The sequence below is a fragment of the Flavobacterium panici genome, from assembly GCF_903819335.1.
In the GTDB taxonomy this organism is placed as follows: Bacteria; Bacteroidota; Bacteroidia; order Flavobacteriales; family Flavobacteriaceae; genus Flavobacterium; species Flavobacterium panici.
The window spans coordinates 154,829-178,644 of sequence record NZ_CAIJDE010000017.1; the positions used below are offsets into that span (position 1 = coordinate 154,829).

Consider the following 23,816-nt stretch of genomic DNA (forward strand, 5'->3'; position numbering starts at 1 on the left):
AATATTTTACAACTTTGCGTTATTTTTTATTCCGTAAGGAATTTAAGATATTTTCAAATAAAAATTTAATATTTAAAGTGAGGCAAAAAATGCAATTCTAAATATCTTTTTTTGATGTTTATTCTTGCTCTAATTCTTTAACTTTTTCATAAACAAGACTACTTTCATAACCTCTTCGAAGAAGATAGTCACAAAATTTTTTGCGCTTTTTTAAATTATTTTTTTCCTGAATACTATTCCAGCATCTTTCAGATAAATTTTCAAAAGTTTCAAAATATTCTTCATTTGAAATTTCTTTAAGAGCGAGATTTATATTTGTTGAAGAAATATTTCGCAATTTAAGCTCATTTGTAATCCTGATTTTTCCCCAATTTTTGATTCTGTGTTTACCTCTTGCGAAGCTACAGGCAAAACGTGTTTCATTCAAAAAATTATTTTCAATTAACTGAACAACAATAGAATCAATTTCATCAGAAGTCATTTTTAAGCTATAAAGTTTCGAAACAACTTCGTCATGACAGCGTTCCTGATAGGCACAAAATCGTTCTAATTTCTGTAATGCTTCTTTTGGAGTAAAAATTACATTCATGAGTATTTTCTTTCTTTTTAACTATAAGTGGTAAAAATAACCATTTAAATGTTAAATTATGATGTGTTTATTGCCTTTTTGACAAAACTATTTTTTCAAAACCTTGTTTATGTTGAGAATTATAATATTTTTGTGGGTAAATTCTGTTTGTTAAATTGCCCTGTTTATTAAACAGTTATTAATAAGAATTTAAATTCAAAATTAGTCTTTCGTTATAACGAAACTTGAAATTTTTTATTTGAATTTAAGCCAAAAACAAATTTAATACCACGCCTACTATGATTCGAAAACTACTTTTGTTCGTTCGTTCTTTATTTTATTTTACCCAAAACAATTGTGATATTGTTTTTTTTGACCATAAGAAGGTTTCTTATTTAAAAATGCGATTTTCTCATTTGCTATTCGCTGGTCTATTTTCTCTTTTTTCTGTAAATTTAGTAGGAGCACAAGCAGCTTCTAGTACTTGGGCTTTAACTGCAAATGGAAATGCAACAACGGTGACGGGTAATGTTACCAGTGCAGTATTAGCAATAGGAAGTGGTATTGATACACCAGTTTATTCAACTGCTGCAGGTGTTTCAACTTCTGGATGGGCAAGTAGTACATCAAGACAAACAGATGAGTACTATGAATTTAAAGTTACACCAACGACTAATAATATTTTTAATGTTACGGCTATAAATTTTGAACATAGTAGATCGACAGCGAATTTAACAGTACAGGCCTATTATTCTACAGATAATTTTGCAACTTCTACAGCTATTGCTAGTTCTTTCACTTCAAATAGCTCAACTCCAGCTGCTAATAATAACACTGTAAACATACCCGTAAACGGAACTACTTTGACTGTTCGTATTTATGCTTGGAGTAATTCAGGGACTCGTAATTTGCGAGTTAGAAACGTTGTTATTAGTGGTACAACTTGTGCAAAAGCAAATGCAGGTGTTGATCAATATAGCAATAATCCTTCATTTACATTAGCTGCCAATACTCCCACAACTGGTACAGGAACATGGTCGATAGCAAGTGGTCCAAATACATCAGCAAGCCAGTTTGCCAGTCTTACAAATCCAACAACTACATTTACACCTATTGGATCAGGGACATGGGTATTGAACTGGACAATAAATAGTTGTAATTCATCTACAGATCAGGTTGTTATTACCAATTGTTCTGGTAATTTAATTACTAATGGTGATTTTAGCAATACCGCCGTTGGTTGGACAGCTGCTGTTAATTCAAAAGGACCTGTTAGTGCTACTTCTTATGTTGAGGTTTTGACTGAAAGTGTATATTTTTCTAATGGTAATAGTGATAATACAGCAGAATTAGATTCTGAGGCATCGCTAGGGCAAACTGTAACAGTTATTCCCAATGTTCCTTATACATTAAGTTTTCTCTATGCTCGAAGACCTGGGTCTCCCGCATCTGTTGCGGTTGATGTTAGAATAATAGGTGCAGCATCACCTACATCAATAAATTATACTACGAGCGACACTAATAGTACTCCTCAGATAGGTACTTTTACGTTTACGCCAACAAGTTCTTCAATAGTCATTGAATTTTACAACTCTTTAGGAACAACAACACTTGGGGCTATTATAGATAATATCGTTTTAGTTCCATCTTCTCAGGTGGTTCCCGTTGCGACAACAATTCCTAAAGGCAGCTACAAAACTTTAACTGTTTGTATAGGAGCATCTGTTACATTGGATGTAGATAACATTTCTACAGCAGGTGTAACTTATGCATGGTCAGCATCTGCAGGAGCGGCATTTTCTTCTACCAGTAATATTAAAAGTCCTACGGCAACATTTTCAACAAGTGGACTTAAGCAATTTACAGTAACTGCTACCAATGCAGGGGGCTGTGGAAATATTTCTTCTACAACATTTGTAAATGTAATTGATCTTCCAGTCGTTTATAATGTTACTGGAGGAGGATCATATTGCTCTGGCAGCACCGGACTTGCAGTTGGTTTAAATAATTCTACTACAGGTGTTAACTATCAATTGAAAATGGGAGGTACTGATATAGGAACAGCTGTTGCAGGAACTGGATCAGCGATTAGTTTTGGTTCTCAAACAGTTGCAGGAACATATACGATAGTTGCAACAAATGCTACCGGTTGTACTTCAAACATGAGTGGTTCTGCAGTAATAACAGTAAGTGCTCTGCCAATTGTTAGTATCACAGGTAGTAGTAATATTTGTGCGGGATCTACAACTACTTTATCTCCTACATCCGGTGGTACATGGGTAAGTAATAATCCTGCAGTTGCTTCGGTAACGAATACTGGAATTGTAACAAGTATAGCAGCAGGAAGTGCTACATTTACTTTTACCAACATTGCTACACCAAACTGTTCTGCAACTACAGGAACGGTAACAGTTTCGTCATTATCTACTGTTTTTAATTCTTCAAGTACTTATAATGTTCCCGCTGGCGTAACAAGTTTACAAGTAGAATGTTGGGGTGGAGGAGGATCCGGAGGAGCCGCTTCTGTGAACCCATCGGCTGGTGGAGGTGGAGCTGGAGGTGCTTATGTTAAAAATACATCTATTTCGGTTACACCTAACTCTACATATACGGTTACTGTTGGTAGTGGAGGGACTGTCTCTACGAGTGCTTCTGGAGGACAAGGTGGGTCATCTTGGTTTGGTTCAACGACAACAATTTTAGCCACAGGAGGTAATGGCGGAGTGTTAGGAAATGGTACAACTGCTAATGGAGCCGGTGCAACTGCTATTACAACTGGAAATGTTGGTGGTACAGCTACTAATCTATATGGTTTGGGTGGAGGTTCTGCAAGTGGAACTGGCACTGGTCGTACAGCAGGAAGCGGAAGCGCAGGAGCAAATGGAGGAGGTACAGGAGGTGTCGGCACTACTACTAATGCTAATGGAGCCATTGGAAATACTCCTGGAGGTGGAGGAGCAGGTGGACGTAACACAAGTGGTACTGCTAGATCTGGAGGTATTGGAGGTACAGGTAGAGTAATAATTACAATATCTACTCCAACGGCAAGTGCAGGAGGCAGTCAGACAATATGCCAAACAGGGACAGCTTTAGTAAGTGGTGCGAATGCAACCAATGGAACTATAGCATGGACACATAACGGTGCAGGTACATTAACCAATACAACAACATTAACACCAACTTATGCGGCAGCACCAGGAGATGCAGGAAACACAGTTACTTTAACTATGACGGTATCAAATGGACCTTGTGTAACACAGGCTACTGCAACTTATACTGTAATTGTTAACGCATTACCAGTAATTACAACGCATCCACAGCCAATTGCGGTATGTGAAGGAAAAAATCATACATTTACTATAGCTACTTCTACTGGAAGTCCAACATATCAATGGCAGTATTCACCAGATAATGCAACATGGACAAACACAGACGGAGCTGCTGGTGTAACTGGTCATACAACTGCATCATTAAATGTAGCAAACATACCACTTTCATACTCTGGAAATTATGTTCATTGTATCATTACAGTTGGAACATGTTCAATCACTTCTAATTCTGCTTTATTGACCGTAAATCCAACACCAACTGCGCCAACTGCATCTGTAACAACTCAGCCAACATGTGCTGTGCCTACAGCAACTATTACAGTTTCAAGTCCGGCTCCAGCTGCAGGAATTACTTATAGTATTGACGGAACAACTTACACTAATACTACTGGTATATTTACTGGAGTAGCAACAGGATCATCATATAATGTTACTACTAAAAACAGTTCAGGATGTGAATCTCCAATTACAGTTGTTACTGTAAATACTTATGCAGGTAAAACATGGAATGGTAGTGTAAGTACAAACTGGAACGTTGCCGGAAACTGGACTCCAAGTGGAGTTCCTACTGTCGATGACTGTGTAGTGATTCCAGATTTAACTTCAATCGCAAACAAGCCAGAAATTACAGGAACAAATATTGAATATAAAGCTCATTCAATTAATTTGAATAATAATAGCTCTTTTATAGTAAGAAGTACAAACACTCTAACCGTTACAAATGCAGTAACAGTTAATACAGGCAGCACTTTAACTTTTGAGAACAATGCAAGTTTAGTTCAAACAACCAATGCTGTTAACAGCGGAAACATTACTTATTTAAGAAGCACTACGCCTGTAAACCGTTACGATTATGTTTACTGGTCAGTACCAGTTACTGCAACACCGGGTATAACACTTCATGATTTATCACCAACTACTCTGGCAGATAAATACCAAAGTTTTAATCCAACAAGTGGATGGGTAATTAGTTATAACGGAACTCAGGTTATGACACCGGGACAAGGATATATTGTAAGAGGACCTCAGGAAAATGTTAGTGCTGCTGTTTTTCAAGCTTCTTTTACGGGGGTTCCAAATAATGGAGATTTTACCATTACACCTGTAGCTACAAAGTGGCATTTAATCGGAAATCCATATCCGTCAGCAATTAGTGCAAATAAATTAATAACCGACGCAGGAACTGGAGCATTGTATTTCTGGACACACACTAATCAGCCAGACGAAAATACCACTGGAAATGAAACATATAACTATGATCCAGATGATTATTCGGTATATACCTTATCAGGAAGTACAGGAACTTCTAATGGACCGGCAGCAAGTGGAAAAATTGCAGCAGGTCAGGGATTCTTCTTTAAAGCAAGTACAGGAAATAATGTTGTTTTTACAAACAGTATGAGAATACCAGGTGAAAACAGCCAGTTCTTTAAAACAGCTGCCGATATAGAGAGAAACCGTGTATGGCTGAATATGTCAACTACAAGAGGATTATTTAAACAAGCCCTGATAGGTTACATTGAAGGAGCAACAAACAGCTGGGATCAGAATTATGATGCAGCTACACTTAACGGAAGTGCATATTTAGACTTTTATAGTTTAAATGAAGCCAAGAAACTAACGATTCAGGGGCGTGGACTTCCTTTTGAAGATACAGATTTAGTTCCTCTTGGATATAAAACTTCAGTTGCGGGAGAATTTACTATTGCAATTGACCATACAGATGGATTACTAAACGATCAGGCAGTTTATCTGGAAGACAAAGTAACCAGTAAAGTACATGACCTAAAAGCAGGAAACTATAAATTCAATACTGAGATAGGAACATTTACAGATCGTTTTGTACTTCGTTATACGAATAAAACATTAGGTACAGGCGATTTTGAAAATGTAAAAGACGGACTTTTGGTTTCTGTAAAAGATAAAGCAATCAAAGTCACTTCTTCAAAAGAAAACATTAAAGAAGTTTCTGTTTTTGATATTACAGGAAAACTTTTATACAACAAAAAGAAAGTTGAAACGACAGAATTTTCAATCTCAAATCTACAGGCTGCTGAGCAGGTTTTATTGGTAAAAGTAACTCTTGAAAACAAAGCCGAAGTAACAAGAAAGATTATCTTCAAATAATAAAAACTTCTTCCAATAAAAAAATCCATTCCGCAAAACGGAATGGATTTTCTGTTTTTAAATATGATGAATTTTAGGCTTTTTCAATTAAAATACTCACAGCATTTCCACCAAAACCTACTGCATTAACTAAAACCCTTTTAATTGATTTGTCTTGTTTTTTTGATTCCGAAAAAGGTGTTTCTATAAAAATATCATTCTGGAGCATCAAAAGTGCCAATTCTAAACTCAACATTCCAGATGCTCCAAAAGTATGTCCGATCTTCCATTTATTAGTCGTTAATAAAGGGGAATTAGATCCAAACACTTTTTCAATCGCTCGTAATTCTGTCAAATCTCCTTTTATTGTTCCGGGCGCGTGCATTACAATTGCATCCACACTTTCTAAATCAATATCTTTTAAAGCCATTTTCATCGATTTTTGGAAACAGTCCGCTTCCGCAGAAATTGAAATATTATGTTCTAAAATTTCAGTCGCATAACCAACACCGATCACATAGGCGATTGCATTTTCTTTTTCTCCAGCTTCTAAACAACAAACCGCTGCGCCTTCGCCCAAAATCATTGTGTTTTGTGTTTTCTTGAAATCAAAAGCCAAATTTGGCCACAAATCAATATCCTGATCCATTCGCGAATAAATTTTCAAAGCCCGCATTTGTCCAATGGTAAAATCGGTTAAAGGAGCTTCGCTTCCTCCAACCAAAAACTTATCAGCCATTCCGGATTTTAGCCATGCAACTCCATTTAAAAGTGCATGAAGTGCCGTTGAGCAGGTAATCGAATGCGAAATTTCAGGGCCTGCGCTTTGTAAATCGTGTGCTATCCAGGACGAAATATTTCCTAAAGTTGTTGTTGGTGATGCTAAAGTTTGTGCTTTTCCTGTTTCAAGATATTCTTTGTAATGTTTTTCGAATAAATCTGTAGCGCCTCTTGAAGAACCTATATTGATTCCGAAAATATCATTGGAATTCCAGCCTGCATTTTCAATTGCTTTTCGCGAAGCTGCTAAAGCAAATAAAACAGAATCATCTAGAAATTTATATTTAATATCCGATTCACGGATTTCAACCACAATTTGTTTCGATTCAGCATCCAGAGCAGCAACAGAAGTTTCCTGCTGATCTAAAAACTGTTTTGTAAAACAATGGTTATTATCGAGATATTTTTCCCAAACTTGATCAGCATTATTCCCTAGCGGAGAAATGGATGAAAAAGCGGTTATGGCAATTTTTGGTGTATTCACAATAGTTTATTTATAACAAAGGTCTGTAAAAAAATGGCACACTGATAAAGCGGGTTGAACAGATTTACACGGAGGAAATAATTAATTTGTGTTCATCCGTTTGATCCGTTAAATCTGTGGGCAAAATCACACCATTTCAATGGCTTCTTCAATTGTAGTGTATACTTTATGAAGCTGTTCATCTGTCATTATATATGGCGGTAAAATATAAACGATATTTCCAACGGGGCGTAAAACAACTCCTTTATCAATAAAGAAATTATACAATTTTGTCCGCATTGATCCGTAATAGCTTTCTTCTGAATCTGATTTTATTTCAACGGCAAAAATAACTCCCAAAGTTCTGGCAGTAATTACTTTTGGATGATTCTCAATTTTCTTTTGAAAATCTAAATGACTAGCATTTATTCTTTCAATATTTTGCTGCATTTCTGTTGTCTCCAATAAATCCATACTTGCTAAAGCCGCCGCACAACCTGTTGGATTCGCTGTAAATGTATGACCGTGAAATAAGGCTTTGTTGATATCATCATCATAAAATGCATCAAAAATATCCTGAGTAAAAGTTGTAATCGCCATTGGAATTGTTCCTCCGGTTAATGCTTTCGAAAGACAAATCATATCCGGTTCTTCTGAAACATAATCCATGGCGAAAGTTTTTCCGGTTTTTCCAAAACCCGTCATTACTTCATCAGCAATTGTTAGGACATTATTTGCTGCACATATCTGAATCAATTTTTCTAACGCTTCAGGTTCATACATTACCATTCCTGCTGCGCCCTGTACCAAAGGTTCGAAAATAAATCCGGCACAATTATGTTTTTTAATTGCTTCTTCTAAAGCGTCAAAACTTGCCTGCTCCTGCCCTTTTATTGGAACCGGAATTCGAACTACATCTATAAACATTCCTTGAAAAGCCTGAGTATAAAATGAAATTCCGCTCGCCGCCATTGCAGCAAAAGTATCTCCGTGAAAAGCATTTTCAAAAGCAATAATCGTTGTCCGCTTTTCATTCTTATTAAAAAAATATTGAAGCGCTACTTTAATTGCCACTTCAACGGCCGTAGAACCATTATCTGAAAAGAAAATCTTCTGTTGGTTTTTCGGTAGAATTTCCATTAATCTTTCCCCAACTTTTACTGCCGGTTCATGTGTAAAACCGCCAAACAAAACGTGTTCTAAAGTCGTCAATTGTTTGTAAATAGCATCGGCGATTAATTTATTACTATGACCAAACGGGTTTACCCACCAGGAAGCAATTGCATCAATGTATTCTTTATTATTTTCATCCCAAAGTAACGCACCTTCTGCTTTTGTAATTGCAATTGGTGTTTGCGAAATTTTATGCTGTGTATAAGGATGCCAAAGGTATTGGCGGTCTTTTTCTGTTAAGCTCATTGTTAAGAAAATAGAAGAAAGAGAATAGAAAAAAGACTAAACTCAATTGTTTAAACAAAGATAGGAAACTCTATTTTCTTTATTCTATAATCTTTATTCTATAAATTAAGCAAATTCTCTCTAAATAAATCGGCGTATTCTTTAATTACATTTTGATCGAAATAGGGTTCTTCGTCAATTCTTCCGATGCAGTTTATTCTGGCTTTATTCAGAATTAAACTTTCTGTTGATTTGTTTTCGCTTCCGCTGAAGACAATCCCGGCGACTTTAAATCCCCGATTCTGAATTGCCTCAATTGTTAATAGAGTATGATTGATACTTCCCAGATAATGTCTTGAAACGACAATAATTTTATAATCGGATTGGATTAAATCGATGATTGTTTCTTTATCATTTAACGGAACAAAAATTCCGCCAGCGCCTTCAATAACTAAATTATTCTTCGTTTTCGGTTCCTGAATTTGATTTAATTCGATTGTTATTCCATCAATTTCTGCCGCCAAATGCGGACTTGCCGGTGTATTCAGTTTATAACTGTTCTCAAAAATTTGAGTTTTTTTATTAGAAATTCTGGATTGAACTTTATGACTATCAGAATTATCTAAATCTCCAGCTTGAATTGGTTTCCAATAATCAGCTTCTAAAGCTTCGACAATAATCGAAGAAGCAATTGTTTTACCAACATCTGTCGAAATTCCTGTTACGAATATTTTCATAGTTTATTGACCACGGGTTTTACTGATTGAACAGATTAACGCGGATTTTTTTGTTTTTTTAATCTCAACTAACAATCAGTGTAAACCTGTTACATCTGTTTTATCTGTGAGCCATCAACAAAAATACCAATAAAAACAAACCCATCATTACGATGGGTTCTGTTTCTTATTCTTCTTTTAATTCATCAATTACTTTTCTTATTTCACTGGCGAATTTTCCATAAAATTTGTGGACCCACCATTCTAAAGAAATACCCATAAAAAGTACTCCAAAAACAACAATCAAAAAGAATGCGACTAATTGCCCATTTGAAAATTCGTGATCAAAAAATCCCGGAATTTTTGAAAACGCATAATAATAAAGTCCCAAAAGATATAAAACCAAAAACGGCGTTAAGGCAAACCCAAATGTTTTGTACAATTCCATATTCAGTCTTATGTCAAAATAAGTTTCATACAAACTATCTTTTGTTGTTAAAGTGGTATTATTTAGTCTTTTATAAAAGAAATAAAGCTTTAGTAAATAATAAACACAAACGGCCACAAAAAGACTAAAAAGTAAATAATAAAAAAAAGTCCATTTTGGCGGCAGATTAGCAATCAAAGGAACTGTGCCAATGAAAACTATCGACAGGATTTGATAATAAAATTCTGTTTTTAGATTTTTTTTAATTTTATCCAAAGGTGTATTTGCCGATTGTATTTTTTCTAAATTATGGGGAACAACGACGTTTTTTGGTTTATCGTTATTCCATGCGTTTTGTATTTCATCAAAATCCATATCCTTGGTTTTTAATTATATCTTTTAATTTTTCTTTTGCCCGATTCAGTTTTACTCTGGCATTTCCCTCTGAGATTCCAAGGTTTTCTCCAATTTCTTTATGTGAAAACCCTTCTAACTGATAAAAAATAATCGCCTTGTCAATTTTTTCCAGTTTTTGAACGGCTTTATAAAAGTGTTCGATTTGGTTTTCTTTGATTTGAGAATCGCCTTCTTCTTCTTTTACATTTTCTGAAACGATTTCATATTTATCAACTTTCCGCTTTTCTTTCTTCAGGAAAACAATTGCCGTATTTACAGCTACGCGATACATCCAAGTTGAAAACTGACTTTCATTTCGAAAAGAATCATACGATTTCCAGAGCTGGCAAATAATTTCCTGAAATAAATCCTGCTGATCGTCATGTGTATCCATGTACATTTTAGAAACTTTGTACAAAATTCCCTTATGATTTTCAATCCGATTTAAAAACTCTTGTTCCCTTTCTTTCAAAATCTATTAATTCAGAATTGGTTTTACCTTGTAACCTGCTTTTCTTAATAAATTAATAACTCCAAATTCTCCTGCTAAATGTGCTGATCCAACGGCAAAAAAGACACTTTGTTTTTTCATTATTTCAGGCATATTTTTTGCCCAATTTAAATTTCTTTCTTCAAGAATAATCTTTTTGGTCTTTTCGCTTGTATATTTTTTATCCGTTGTAAAATCAAACATTAAATCAATATTCTCGGTTTTATAGGCCGAAACTAATTTAGCCGATTCTTCAGGAGTTGATTCTTCTAACATCGAAATCATTTCATCAGTTGAATAGGCTTTATCAAACATCCCGAATTGTTCTTTTACAGTTTCAAGCCCGCCAATTTCAATAGTTCTTTTTTTAGCCTGCTCAATAAATTCCATTTCGTAGAATTTTAAATCGGCGCAGCCAAAACTTTTCATCGAAATCAAACTCATTACAGTCAGTAAACTAAAGCTGTCAACTTGCTGCACGGTCATTCCTGTAGTTTTCTTGAGAATTGCATCTAATTTTGTCAACTGTTCCGGAGTCAGTTTTTTGCTTAAAGGTTCTTTTCCCATTGCCAATTGCTGCATTTCTGACATTTCTTTTGGGTCAGAAAAGTTGATTTCTAAAACTAGCTTTTCAGAAGATTCTAAAGCTTTCTTGTTTTTTTCCGTTAGAAAATAATCCGAAGAACAAATCATATGAATTGTTCCATATAAATAAGAAGGTTTCGAAAGCCCGTTTCCGGAAACTTCCCATAAAAGAGAATTTTCTAATTTAGGAGATTTGGTTTGAGCTGGTGATTTTATGCTAAAAGCAACTAATATAAATGCTATAAATAAATGGAATATTTTTTTCATTTTGAAGGGTTGGTTAGGTTAATGACTGAAACTCATTTTGTAATTACAACTCGTAAGTATAGGAATAGTCGAAACGTTACAGAAAAATATTAAAAATTATTTTAGCCCACTGATAAAATGTAAGATTTCGTTAACCAAATGTCACCCTGAGCGAAGTCGAAGGGCTCGCTAACTAAATAAGGGCTTCGACTTCGCTCAGCCTGACAACTACATCTTAAAATATGAAATCCCGCAAAAGTTCTAATACCGAAGTAATTTCTTCTTCAGAATTATAACTGTGAATGCAAAAACGCAAACGTTCCTGACCTTCAGGAACTGTTGGAGAAAGTATTGGTTTTACATCAAAACCTTTGTCTTGTAATTGTTGGGCTAACTTCTTGACACTTTCATTTCCCTGAACAATGGCAGACTGAATTGCTGATTTACTTCGAACAAACATTGGTTTTAGACCTAATAAGTTTTTTTGCTGATTGAAGAAAATAATATTTTGACGCAGTTTTTCGATTGCTTCTTTTTCAATTTCCAGCTGTTGATATGCCGTTAAAATTGTGGCGACAGAATGTGGAGATAATCCTGTAGTATAAATAAAACTTCGGGCAAAGTTTATTAAATATTCTTTGAGTTCCGGACTTCCAAGTACAACCGCGCCGTGACAGCCTAAACCTTTTCCAAATGTCATGATTCGGGCAAAAATTCTGTTGTGCAGTTCTAAATATTGAAGAAGACCTTCTCCTTTATCTCCAAAAACCCCCAAAGTATGAGCTTCATCAACTACTAAATAACAGTTGTATTTTTCCGAAAGCTGTACTAATTCTTCTAAGTTCGGACTGTCGCCATCCATAGAAAAAACAGTTTCGGTAACTATGTAAATATTGGTATCTGGAAATTTTAGAATAAGTCGTTCTAAATCTTCAAAATCATTGTGATTAAATTTATATGATTTTGAATTTGACATTACAATTCCATCCCGAATGGAAGCATGACTTAACTCATCATACAAAATAACATCATTTCTTTGCGGTACAGCGCTAAAAAACCCCAAATTGGCATCATAACCCGAATTGAAAATTAAAGCGGCTTCTGCGTCATGAAATTGTGCAATAAAGTTTTCTACAATATGATATAAAGAATGGTTTCCTGAAATTAATCTTGAACCTGTCGCTCCATTTTGAAAAATTTCATTTTCATGCAGATAAGCATGTGTTAATTTAAAAATTGATTCGGATTTTGAAAATCCGATATAATCATTCGAAGAAAAATCCACCAGATTATTAAACACGGGGAGTTTGCGAAGCGAATTATTCTGCTTTCGGTTTTCAAGTTTCTGATTAAGATTTTCAGGTAATTTCATAAAAACAAAGTTATGAAATTGAAATTTGATATAAACAAACAGCGGGTTTTGATATTTCCCGCTGTTCATTATTGTATTCTAAATTGCGCTTATAAATGGCGATTGCCTGCTATAATTTGACTCAATCATTTCCTTAACCATAAATTCAGCAATATCAAACGCGCTGATTTTATCTCCTAAACAATCTTCGAGATTAACTGCTATATCAGAACTATTATCTGTGAATTCAATAAAAGGAACACGAACCTGCGTCCAGTTTGCATCACTTTCAACTAAAAGATTATACGCTTTTTGGCGATCTTCCTGAATTACAGGAAAATTGGTTTTCATCCAGTCTGTTGCCATAATAGTTTTTGGACTTTTTTTATCGAATGGCGTATCGATATTAAGACCCGCAAGAAGAACATAACGTTCAATTCCATATTCATTCATTACTTTTAAGATATTCTTGGTTACTGCACTTGCAACCAAAGGTTCATCTTTTCTCTGACTAATTGTACTTACAACAGCTTGACAGTCTTTCAACAATAATTTTATGGATTCAAAATCAAGCGCGTCTCCCGTAATGATTTCAATTTTAGGATTTTGAATTTCGAAATTTTCAGGATTTCTTAATAACAGTTTTAAACTAAATCCTTCTTTTAATAACTGGTTTACAAGATATTTTCCAGTTCTCCCGCCACCGCCCAGAACAGCGACTTTTGATATATTTTTCATAGGTATTCTTTATAAAATTTGACATAAATAATTTGCGCTTTATCAGGTCGATAAAACGAAAACATAAAAGCTTACTGAGCTTTTATAATTGAATCAATATTTTATAAAGAGATTTTAATACTTCAAAAGTAAAAAATATTTTTTGAAGCATCGCATAAAAAAAAGCCACTCACTATGTGAATGGCTTTTAAGATTATTTCGAAATTGTTGTTAGTCTACTAAAACAATTATCTTGTTATCTTTCATTTCGATTGTTCCTGACGTAATATCTAATGTATAGGTTTGGTCATTCACTTTCGTAAATTTATTTGCTACCTCTTTAGAAAAATCAAAGCTTGCCGCTACAATTTTAATAGTTCCTTTTTCTAGAATAGAAACAATAGGAGCGTGATTATTTAAAATCTGAAAGCTTCCATCAACTCCCGGAAGTGTAACTGAAGTTACTTGTCCTGAAAATAATTTTGCTTCTGGTGATACTATTTCTAAAATCATAACTTTTTTTTAAATTCCAAATTATAAAATTCCAAATCCCAAAATTGGAATTTGGAATTTTTATTTTTTAATGTTTATCAAGCTATGCCTGATTATGCTTCTGCTAACATTTTTTCTCCAGCCTCAATAGCATCCTGAATAGATCCTTTTAAGTTGAAAGCTGCTTCTGGAAGGTGATCTAATTCACCATCGATAATCATGTTGAAACCTTTGATAGTATCTTTAATATCAACTAAAACTCCAGGGATACCTGTAAATTGCTCTGCTACGTGGAACGGCTGAGACAAGAAACGTTGTACACGACGAGCTCTTGACACAGAAAGTTTATCTTCTTCAGATAATTCTTCCATACCTAAGATCGCGATGATATCTTGAAGTTGTTTGTATTTTTGTAGAATTTCTTTAACTCTTTGTGCACAGTCGTAGTGCTCGTTTCCTAAAATTTGAGGAGTTAAAATTCTTGAAGTAGAATCTAACGGGTCAACCGCTGGATAAATACCTAGCTCAGCAATTTTACGAGACAATACTGTTGTAGCATCTAAGTGGGCGAAAGTTGTAGCCGGCGCCGGGTCAGTTAAGTCATCCGCAGGAACGTAAACCGCTTGTACTGATGTAATAGATCCTTTGTTTGTAGATGTAATACGCTCTTGCATAGCACCCATCTCAGTTGCTAATGTTGGTTGATAACCTACCGCAGATGGCATACGTCCTAAAAGTGCTGATACCTCAGAACCTGCTTGTGTAAAACGGAAGATGTTATCAACGAAAAACAATACATCTTTACCTTGATCAGTTCCAGCCCCATCACGGAAATACTCAGCGATAGATAATCCTGAAAGTGCTACACGAGCACGAGCTCCAGGTGGCTCATTCATTTGTCCGAAAACGAAAGTAGCTTTAGACTCTCTCATTCCTGGCATATCTACTTTAGATAAATCCCATCCTCCATTTTCCATAGAGTGCATGAAATCATCACCGTATTTAATAATTCCTGACTCTAACATCTCACGAAGTAAGTCATTTCCTTCACGTGTTCTTTCTCCTACTCCTGCGAATACTGAAAGTCCACCGTGACCTTTTGCGATATTGTTGATCAACTCCTGAATCAATACTGTTTTACCAACACCAGCACCACCAAACAATCCAATTTTACCTCCTTTTGCATAAGGCTCGATCAAATCGATTACTTTAATACCTGTGAATAAAACTTCAGATGAAGTTGATAAATCTTCAAATTTAGGAGCTTGTCTGTGAATAGACAAACCGTTTTCTCCTGTTTTTGGCAAGTTTCCTAAACCATCAATTGCATCTCCAATTACATTGAATAAACGTCCATATACGTCTGGACCGATTGGCATTTGGATTGGATTACCAGTTCCAACTACCTCATATCCTCTTGACAAACCGTCTGTAGAGTCCATAGAGATTGTACGAACAGTGTTTTCTCCAATGTGAGATTGTACTTCTAGAACTAATAAAGTTCCATCTTTTTTAGTGACTTCTAACGAATCATAAATTTTTGGAAGTTCAACATCTTTACCGTTGAAAACTACGTCTACTACTGGTCCAATGATTTGAGCAACTTTTCCTATTACTTTTGACATTACTTATGTATTTATTAAATAGCTATTTAGGTTTATCGAAAATACCTCTTTTTTCAGAGCGCAAAGATAATTTTTTAAAATATAAAATCAATTTTTTTTTCATAAAAAATAGCATGATTTTGTTTGATTCATAAAAACAGACTTTTAAACTGTCGTTTATATCATTTTTTAACGAAAAAAAAAGCCACTACATTTTATAAAACGAGTGGCTTTCTTAATTAAAAAAATGGTATATTATAATGACGCCGGGTATTGAATTGGGTATAAAGCCAAATCAACATGACGAAGTGTAGAACCATACTTAGCGTTTATTGCATCAACAAAAATATTAGCAATCAAACCATATCCTCTTCCGCTTGGGTGAATTCCATCTAAAGAAAAAGCACCACCGGTTACATAAGTTGACGACATTGTATAATTTCCAAATCTATATCCGCCGCTTGCCAGTTGAGTTAACAAAGCTCTTGTATCAACGAAAGCCAAACCTTTTTCTTTAGCAACGGCATCGATAGTTACATTATAAGCATCTGTTGCTGTTTTAATTTCTGCAATTTCTGTTGGGATTAAAACATGTTTGTCCTGCAAAGGAAATGTTACTCCAAATTTATCTAATGGCGCAGGCGGTGCAATCCCAAGTCCAGAATCTGAAGCTTTCGGAGCGGCACCAATATCTGTTCTTGTTGGTAGTACCACTAAGTCTGTAGCTTTTGCTTGTCTTGCCTGTCCGAAAACTGCTCCATAAAAAGCTGCAGTCTGTGCCCCTAAAGAAGGCGTAAATGCTGCTGTTAATTGAGCAGACAGATTAGGAAGTGACTCGTCTTTTATCAATACTGGATTTGCAGCCGTTTCAGATAATAAATTAATTCTATCACCTGCCTGAAAAGCTGTTAATACTTGTTTTAAAGGTCCGTATAATTGTGTGTTTAACGCTTTAATTGTTGCTTTACCTACTGCTTCATTATTTCCTCCAAGAGATTTTGCCGTAAGCGGATTATAAGGTACTGTTGTAAAATAAGGCAAAGCTGTAATATATGGAAGATTTGCCACTACTCCTTTTGCTCCATTTGCTGTTAGAGTTGTTGCCAATGCAGTATAAACATTTGCAAAAACAGCTGGATCTGTAATATCATTTGGTCCATACGTAGCAGGATTTAGGTTTCCTTTTTGATCTTTTCCAACTCCACCAGAAATTGCATAACTTAAAACATCATTTCCTCCAATGAATAAAGAGAAAAATGTTGGCGCTTGTGTTGCTGCATCAGCCAAAACTGTTGTTGAAGGCGTACTTGCAAATCTTGCAAAATAAGGATTCGCTGCTCCTGTAGCTACACCTGCAACATTTCCATATCCCGGTGCAACTAAGTGAAAACTTTTCGCACCCGGAACTCCCATATTATTAAACGAACCTGTAAGATGTGCTGTTATTTCTGTTGTTGGTTTTCCTGCCACATTTACCGGAGCTTGTCCATTAAAATATAATCGGGTTGCGGCAACGACATTTCCTCCTAACAATAAACCACCAAGATTATCATTCATATATGGAGTTGTAAAAGCTCCACCGCCAGCAGCCACAAATTGCTGCGCTAAAATATTAGTATAGGCTCCTTCTTGTCCTTTTTTGAAAAGAGCATTATCACTGTAACCAGCCGCAAAAGAATCTCCAAGGGCAACATATTTTGTAAAAACTGCCGAACCGGGAGTTACCGGAACTTCTTCGACAGTATTATTATCATCATCACTATTACAAGCCGCCATAAAGGTTAAAGAAACCAATAATAGCCATTTTATATTTTTTTTCATGTTAGTACTTTTTAAATTATTACCTCTTCATTTTCATTGAACCGCTTCAGGGAAGCCAAATCAATTTCACACAAATAATTATATCATTTAAGGATTAATTGTCCACGAAGCAAACCATTGCTGACCTATCATTCCCGCTCCAATTACCTGAAGATAATCTGATCCGAAAAGATTTGTTGCACCAACTTTTATAACCGATTTTAGTTTTGGTATTGCATAGTTTATCTGAGCATCAAGAACAGTATTTTCTGGAATTATTCCGTCTCCAAAAGAAGATTCCCATAAATATTCTGTATTCCATCTAACATTTACATTGAATCCTAAATTTTTAATCACTTTAGCATTTCCTAATGAAGCTTTAATTCTGTGTTTTGGAGTATTAAATCCTGCAACGAAATCAGGGTCATCTTGCTGCTTAAAGTTAAATTGAGCATAGTTATAATTAACACCTAATTCAAAATCTTTGTATACTTTTTTAGACAAACCAACTCCAAATCCTAATGAAGAAATCTCTGCTGTTGTATTTGTGTAAACCTGATAAACTCTTCTGTCTCCAAACGCCAAGGCTTGGTAACTTAGCGGTGTTCCAACTGTTCCATAATAAGGAGAAATAACTCTCGCCGTATTCATGAAATCATTGTAAATATTGTAATATCCGTTAATATCAATTGATAAATCGTTTTGAACTACTGTACGGTAACCAGCTTCAAAAGCTTGTACTTGTTCCGGTTTTACCAATCCTATATTAGCTACCTGAAGATCGGCTACATTTCCTGATGCACCAAATGCCTGAACAGATGCTACAGTATAAGCATTACGATATGCATTTTGACCAGACATTCCAATAGTTGCCGGCTGACCAGCGATTGTTTGTCCTGCCGCACTTACATTTACAGTTTCCTGAAAACGATCTAAATTTTCTGCTGCTGAACCAATCAATGCAAATGGCCCTAAATCTAAACCAATATATTGATCTTGAGTTGTTGGGTTACGGAAACCTGTTTGATAAGACAATCTGAAGTTATGTCTTTTTGATGCTCCTGCAGAATATACAAACGAAACTCTAGGCGAAACATTTCCGTCAAAGTTTTGACTTTTATCATAACGTAACGATCCTGTAAATTTCAATCTGTCATCTAAGAATTTTTTCTGTAATTGTGCATATGCACCATATTCTCTGTAAGAGATTGGTCCGTCGTAATCTGTAAAGATTGTTCCTTCAGAGTTCATTATGTATTCTCTCCAAGATCCACCAACCTGAACTTCTGCCCATTTGATGATATCTCTAAAATTATAATTCACATCTGAATGATATAATTTTGAATGATCGATAAATTTAGCTCCTTGTGTTAAATCAGGATTTGAAACCACTGTTGCCAAAGCACTATTAAATTTCGCAGACCCTGGCTCAAATCTAGGAGATCCTGTTGGAGCAGGAATAAATGATATAGCAGCCGGAAGCACATTGTAATCAGCAAAATTTCTCGCTATTGCAGCAGATTGATTTGCATCTGTTCCCATAACTGCACCAGCATATTGGTAAGCTGTTGCGTAATTTGTAAACCATTCTGTATCTGATTTCGCAGCTCTGTTAACGTTCCATGCTGCAAATCTCATGTCATAAGAATCTCCAGCATCTTCACTTGTAAAATATACTCTACCAAAAAAGTTTTTTCCTTTTACTTCAAATTTACCTTGCTGCATTAAGAAATCTTTTAAAGCATATCTGTTTGCTCCTTGGTAAATAGTACTTCCTGTACCTATTTTATATTGCAGTATAAATTCTGTATCGTCAGCCCAAGGTTTGATATGAGCACTAAAGTCAGCTTTCATACTTTTAACTTTATTATCTGTCAAATCTTGTTCACGATATCCAGTTCTACTTACCTGACCAACATTTGGAACAAAAGTAGTAACCTCGTCACCATAGATATTTAATCCATCATAATTTTGATTTACTGCATGGCTGTCACCTCCTGGCGTCATACTTCTTTTATCTCCGGCAATCCATTCCGTAGCAGTCATATAAGTAAAATTAGCCTTCATAGCAAAATGCTTTGTGAATGCTTTTGCTGCTCTAATTCCGAAATCATTATAGTCATTTGTTCCTGCTATATCCTGACTGGTTTTACCATATTTATAGTAAACACTAATTCCTTCATTTGTAAAAGGGCTTTTACTGTTCATAAACATAATTCCGTTGAAGGCATTTGCTCCATAAAGAGCAGAAGATGCTCCAGGCAAAAGCTCAACGCTTGCCACATCAATATCAGAAACACCAATTAAGTTTCCTAACACAAAGTTTAAGGCTGGCGAAGAGTTATCCATTCCGTCTACCAATTGCATAAATCTGGTATTGGCAACTGTAGCAAAACCACGGGTATTGATTGATTTAAAAGAAATACTGCTCGTATTGAAATGCACTTCTTTTAAATTTTCTAATCCGTCATAAAAACTAGGAGCTGTTGTATTCTTAATTTCCTGAATACCCATTCTTTCAATAGTAACTGGGGACTCAATAACTCTTTCAGGAGTTCTGGAAGCAGAAACCACTATCTCGTCTAGTTTAGTTTCCTCATCTTTTAAAACCACATTTATTCTTTGGTTTACAGATGAAACGCTGATTGTTTGAGCTTCAAAACCTACCGCCGATACTTTTATCGAAAAAGGCAATTTTGCACTTGTGGTTAATTTAAATGTTCCATCAAAATCAGTGGATACACCTCCGCTGCCTCCAAGTACAACAACATTGGCACCGGGAATAGATTGTTTGTTACTGTCAGTAACAGAACCTGTAATTGTATTCTGCGCAAAGGATATTCCGCTGAAAAACAACATAATTAGCAAGTAGACTCTCATTAGGGTTAGTTTTTGGTTAGTTCTTATTAGTTTTAATAGCCAAAATACAAATATTTTTAATATTAATAAAAAAACGTTAAAAAAAATTCATATTCAGCACAAAATTTTAAACTATTTTAACTATTTCATAATAGCTTTTATTAGATAAAAATCAATTATGAAACCAAGAAAAACCTTAATACTATGCATACATATAAAATTTGAAAGAAAAATTGCGGATTTACTAAAAATACAGGGTCAAGAAAAAAAATTTGACAAATAAAAAAAGCGAGACCTAAATCTCGCTTTTTTAACATTATTTGTATTTTCTTAATCTAATTGCGATTAGACTCTATTTTATCCAATCGGTTTTGCAAATTAGCAATCTGTTTGTTTTGTTCAATAACATACAATGTTAATTCTTCAATTTTTTGAAGCAGTTTAGCATTCATTTCTCCCAAACTAATTCCATTTTTCAAAACTTCTGCTTCATTTGGGATATTTTCTAAATGACCTTTTGCTTTAATATGTGTTTCAACTTCTTCAAGTGTTGGCAGGTTATATTCTTTTTTAAAAACGAAATCTGCCCAGCCTGTTGCCTGCACTTTTACTTCTCTTGCTCCAATAGAACCTTCAACCGCCAGTTTATGGGCTCCAGTTGTTATTGTTCCAATACCTACATTACCACCAATTGGATTAATTATAATATTTCTTTGACCCATACCACCTTTGATAGACTGCAAATAAGAATATTCACCGTCTGTATTTATACCAATATTAATACCTAACCTATAAATTGCACCATCATGTATAGAAATACCATCTGAACTTGATATGCCTTTACTAGTTTGTACTTTTACTTCAAATGTATTTAAGGGAGATGGTGAATTGATACCTACATTACCACCATTTAAAAGGATTTTATCTGTACCATTTTCAACTGTAATATTGAAACTGCTTAAATCATAACTTAAACCAACCCATGATTTTCTTGTTCCCGAACTATTCAAGTATTGGGTATAAAGCCATCTGTCATCTGTAGTTTGCAATGCCAAAATAGCGTCATTAGAGCTTTTAATATGTAGCGGAGATGTAGGGGTTAGATTTCCAATACCTGCATTTCCGGATGTAGGAAATATATTTTGACCAAAGTTTGATTGCGCAATTAAGGCCAAAGCAAAAAATATAATTTTATTCATAATTTAATTTCAAGTATTTCTTTTTTATTTTGTTTTTTATTTCGAAATGTTTTTAATTAATTCTTTGTGCGACTCATTTCTAATTTACTCACTCTTTCCGCCAATTTCTTAAGCTCTTCATTCTGAATTTTTAAATCCTTTATTTCTTTATTTTGATCAATCATATACAATGTCAGTTCTTCGATTTTCTGCAATAATTTTACATTCATTTCACCCAAACTAATTCCGTTTTTCAAAACTTCTTCTTCACTTGGAATGTTTTCTAAATGACCTTTTTCTTTGATATGCGTTTCAACTTCTTCAAGTTTTGGCAGGTTATATTCTTTTTTAAAAACGAAATCTGCCCAGCCTGTTGCCTGCACTTTTACTTCTCTTGCTCCAATAGAACCTTCAACCGCCAGTTTATGGGCTCCAGTTGTTGAAGTTCCAATTCCTAAACTTCCGTTTGAGGTTAAGATCATCTTTCTAGTACCATATGAATCCCAAGAAAACAAAGGTCTGGTAATTACAGCTGAACCACTTAATCTTGCGTCAAATACCGTAATAGGATCAGCACCGATATCATTGGCAGACTCGATCATACCTGTTAAATAAAGGGCTGGTCTGTTATCACTAACACGATATCCTTGTAAAACAGGTAGAAATTGTTTATCAGCATTTGTTCCATTTGCAATTTTTAAATTATCTTGAGTCGCGTCGCTGACACTTAATTTCAGCAATGTTTCTGCACCTGTAATAGAAGGAGTCACAACTTCAAGACTGGCAGATGGTGTTGCGGTGCCAATACCAAAATTACCAGTAGTAATGTAGCTATTTCCTAGTCCTTTTATTTTTAAACTTCCAGACGATTCAATGTCACTTTTGGAGTCTAATAAAGTCCGCCATTCGCCCCAAGAGTTTTGATTATAGAAGGCACTCCTGAACATCATTTTATCACCTTCCCAAGTACTTTTAAAATATAGTTGAGAAATTGAATGTGCATATTTTCCATAAATTTCTAACAAAGATCCATAAGTAGATGGTGCACCAGCTCCTCCATAATTATCCCAAAGTTTTAAAGACATTGAATTAATCCCAACTCTTGGTAATGCATTAAAATCTTTTTGTTCTGTTGCCCATCTTAAACTGTTAGAACCTAAATTTCCGTCAAAAGTCTGACTGTAAACTAAAGCATTAAAAAACATTACTGCAAAAAACATTACTTTTTTCATATTTATATTTTTTTATTTTATTTAAGTTAAATCTTGTTAATGTAAATTTTAAAGCAAAATTTTACCTATTGGATATCATGTTTAAATGAAGTAATTTATTAAAAATCCCATCAAACCCCTGTTGTCGCGAGCATCTTGCCCGTGAACACAATCTAAATCAATTGATATTTTACTATAAGATAAATTCCTGTTTTATTATCGAACTTTCTTTTTTCTGCTCATCTTTTTTTATTTAGCATGAGCTAACTCTCTTTACGTTCACGAGCAAGATACTCGCGTCAGTAGGGGGAAGATCAGCTAGTATATTTGTAAATATATAATTAGTGATTGGTTTGAACTTTTATACATCTTACTTAAAAACAATTGGTATTTTTTGAGTTTCAATTTCTCCCTTAAAAATCTCAATATTATTCTCCTTATAATTAGCCAAAATATCTTTTGGAATAACTTTTTCAATGTCATCTTTTAGTTTGTACTTCAGACGAAATGTATACTTTTTTTCAGGATTTAGTTTAAAATAAATAGGTCTTCTTAAATTTTCTTCTTTATCTTCAACTACAAATGGGAGTGATAAGGATGTTTGAAAAAGATAATTTTCTTTTGAAGAAATAATAGCCTCTTGATTATAAAAATTTAAAATTTCACTTTTTATGTTATAACCATTTTTTTTCAATAATTCTTCTTTATTACTTTGAATATAAAAATCCTGTTCAATTAAACTACCCAATTTACAACTGTACGAAGGATCTATTAAAGGTTCATTTTTATATATAAAATTGCCCCTTTCATCTTCAATAATTATATCTAGATTATATATATCATATAAGTTTAAACTTTTAATAAAAAACAGATATTTTTTATCCGTTTGATTAAATAATTCAAACTTTACAATATTAGTAAAAATGTATCTTTCATTTTCACTATTAAACTTAGGATAATTATAAAAGGCTTCCATCGTATCTGCAGAAAACCTCTTACATATAATTTCCTTATTTATTAATTTTAGTTCCATTTTGTTTTCTTGACACGAAACAAATAAAATCAATGATAGAACCATCAGAATATTATTTTTCATTTTA

The 23,816-nt window shown here is 34.4% G+C and carries 17 protein-coding genes; 1 reads left to right on the top strand and 16 read right to left on the bottom strand.

The window, feature by feature from the left end; all coding sequences use genetic code 11:
• Nucleotides 1–118: 118 nt before the first annotated feature.
• Entirely contained in the window at nt 119–589 is a 471-nt protein-coding gene (locus FLAPXU55_RS00720) for a regulatory protein RecX (RefSeq protein WP_053474015.1), read from the bottom strand.
• Between the two features lie 380 nt (nt 590–969).
• Here FLAPXU55_RS00720 and FLAPXU55_RS00725 point away from each other — a divergent pair, with 380 nt between their 5' ends.
• On the top strand, nt 970–6,024 hold the full coding sequence (locus FLAPXU55_RS00725; protein ID WP_180856026.1) for a T9SS sorting signal type C domain-containing protein: 5,055 nt from the start codon (nt 970–972) through the stop codon (nt 6,022–6,024).
• A 73-nt stretch (nt 6,025–6,097) separates the two neighbouring features.
• Here the strand turns inward: FLAPXU55_RS00725 and FLAPXU55_RS00730 are convergent, their stop codons facing one another.
• From FLAPXU55_RS00730 to FLAPXU55_RS00800, 15 genes are all read right to left on the bottom strand, one after another.
• A complete protein-coding gene (locus FLAPXU55_RS00730) occupies nt 6,098–7,267 on the bottom strand; it encodes a beta-ketoacyl synthase N-terminal-like domain-containing protein (RefSeq protein WP_180856028.1) in 1,170 nt (389 codons plus the stop codon).
• A 126-nt stretch (nt 7,268–7,393) separates the two neighbouring features.
• Nucleotides 7,394–8,665 carry an adenosylmethionine--8-amino-7-oxononanoate transaminase gene (bioA, locus tag FLAPXU55_RS00735; protein WP_180856030.1) on the bottom strand — a complete coding sequence of 424 codons (1,272 nt, stop codon included), beginning with the start codon at nt 8,663–8,665 and terminating at the stop codon, nt 7,394–7,396.
• 98 nt (nt 8,666–8,763) lie between these two features.
• Nucleotides 8,764–9,381: a dethiobiotin synthase gene (gene bioD / locus FLAPXU55_RS00740; RefSeq protein ID WP_180856032.1), complete on the bottom strand. Its 618-nt coding sequence runs from the start codon at nt 9,379–9,381 to the stop codon at nt 8,764–8,766.
• Nucleotides 9,382–9,547: 166 nt separating this feature from the next.
• Nucleotides 9,548–10,162 carry a hypothetical protein gene (locus tag FLAPXU55_RS00745; protein WP_180856034.1) on the bottom strand — a complete coding sequence of 205 codons (615 nt, stop codon included), beginning with the start codon at nt 10,160–10,162 and terminating at the stop codon, nt 9,548–9,550.
• A complete protein-coding gene (locus tag FLAPXU55_RS00750) occupies nt 10,152–10,583 on the bottom strand; it encodes an RNA polymerase sigma factor (protein ID WP_379703201.1) in 432 nt (143 codons plus the stop codon). Before FLAPXU55_RS00750 ends, FLAPXU55_RS00745 begins: the two co-directional genes overlap by 11 nt.
• A gap of 78 nt (nt 10,584–10,661) precedes the next feature.
• Nucleotides 10,662–11,525 carry a TraB/GumN family protein gene (locus tag FLAPXU55_RS00755; protein ID WP_180856038.1) on the bottom strand — a complete coding sequence of 288 codons (864 nt, stop codon included), beginning with the start codon at nt 11,523–11,525 and terminating at the stop codon, nt 10,662–10,664.
• A 214-nt stretch (nt 11,526–11,739) separates the two neighbouring features.
• Nucleotides 11,740–12,876, bottom strand: coding sequence for an aminotransferase class I/II-fold pyridoxal phosphate-dependent enzyme (locus FLAPXU55_RS00760; RefSeq protein ID WP_180856039.1), 1,137 nt, complete (start codon nt 12,874–12,876; stop codon nt 11,740–11,742).
• A gap of 78 nt (nt 12,877–12,954) precedes the next feature.
• Nucleotides 12,955–13,593 (bottom strand): NAD(P)-dependent oxidoreductase, encoded by a 639-nt coding sequence (locus FLAPXU55_RS00765; RefSeq protein ID WP_180856041.1) that lies wholly within the window; start codon nt 13,591–13,593, stop codon nt 12,955–12,957.
• Nucleotides 13,594–13,803: 210 nt separating this feature from the next.
• Complete coding sequence (locus FLAPXU55_RS00770; protein ID WP_180856043.1) at nt 13,804–14,085, bottom strand: F0F1 ATP synthase subunit epsilon; 282 nt, start codon at nt 14,083–14,085, stop codon at nt 13,804–13,806.
• A gap of 92 nt (nt 14,086–14,177) precedes the next feature.
• Nucleotides 14,178–15,689: a F0F1 ATP synthase subunit beta gene (gene atpD, locus FLAPXU55_RS00775; protein WP_026984148.1), complete on the bottom strand. Its 1,512-nt coding sequence runs from the start codon at nt 15,687–15,689 to the stop codon at nt 14,178–14,180.
• Nucleotides 15,690–15,923: 234 nt separating this feature from the next.
• On the bottom strand, nt 15,924–17,489 hold the full coding sequence (locus FLAPXU55_RS00780) for an SGNH/GDSL hydrolase family protein (RefSeq protein ID WP_053474003.1): 1,566 nt from the start codon (nt 17,487–17,489) through the stop codon (nt 15,924–15,926).
• An 87-nt stretch (nt 17,490–17,576) separates the two neighbouring features.
• Nucleotides 17,577–20,348 (bottom strand): carboxypeptidase-like regulatory domain-containing protein, encoded by a 2,772-nt coding sequence (locus FLAPXU55_RS00785; protein ID WP_180856045.1) that lies wholly within the window; start codon nt 20,346–20,348, stop codon nt 17,577–17,579.
• 314 nt (nt 20,349–20,662) lie between these two features.
• On the bottom strand, nt 20,663–21,526 hold the full coding sequence (locus FLAPXU55_RS00790) for a hypothetical protein (protein WP_180856047.1): 864 nt from the start codon (nt 21,524–21,526) through the stop codon (nt 20,663–20,665).
• A 56-nt stretch (nt 21,527–21,582) separates the two neighbouring features.
• The gene (locus FLAPXU55_RS00795) at nt 21,583–22,737 is read right to left on the bottom strand and encodes a hypothetical protein (protein ID WP_180856048.1); all 1,155 of its coding nucleotides are present in this window, start codon (nt 22,735–22,737) and stop codon (nt 21,583–21,585) included.
• A 349-nt stretch (nt 22,738–23,086) separates the two neighbouring features.
• Nucleotides 23,087–23,812, bottom strand: a complete 726-nt coding sequence (locus FLAPXU55_RS00800; RefSeq protein ID WP_180856050.1) for a hypothetical protein — start codon at nt 23,810–23,812, stop codon at nt 23,087–23,089.
• Nucleotides 23,813–23,816 lie beyond the last annotated feature (4 nt).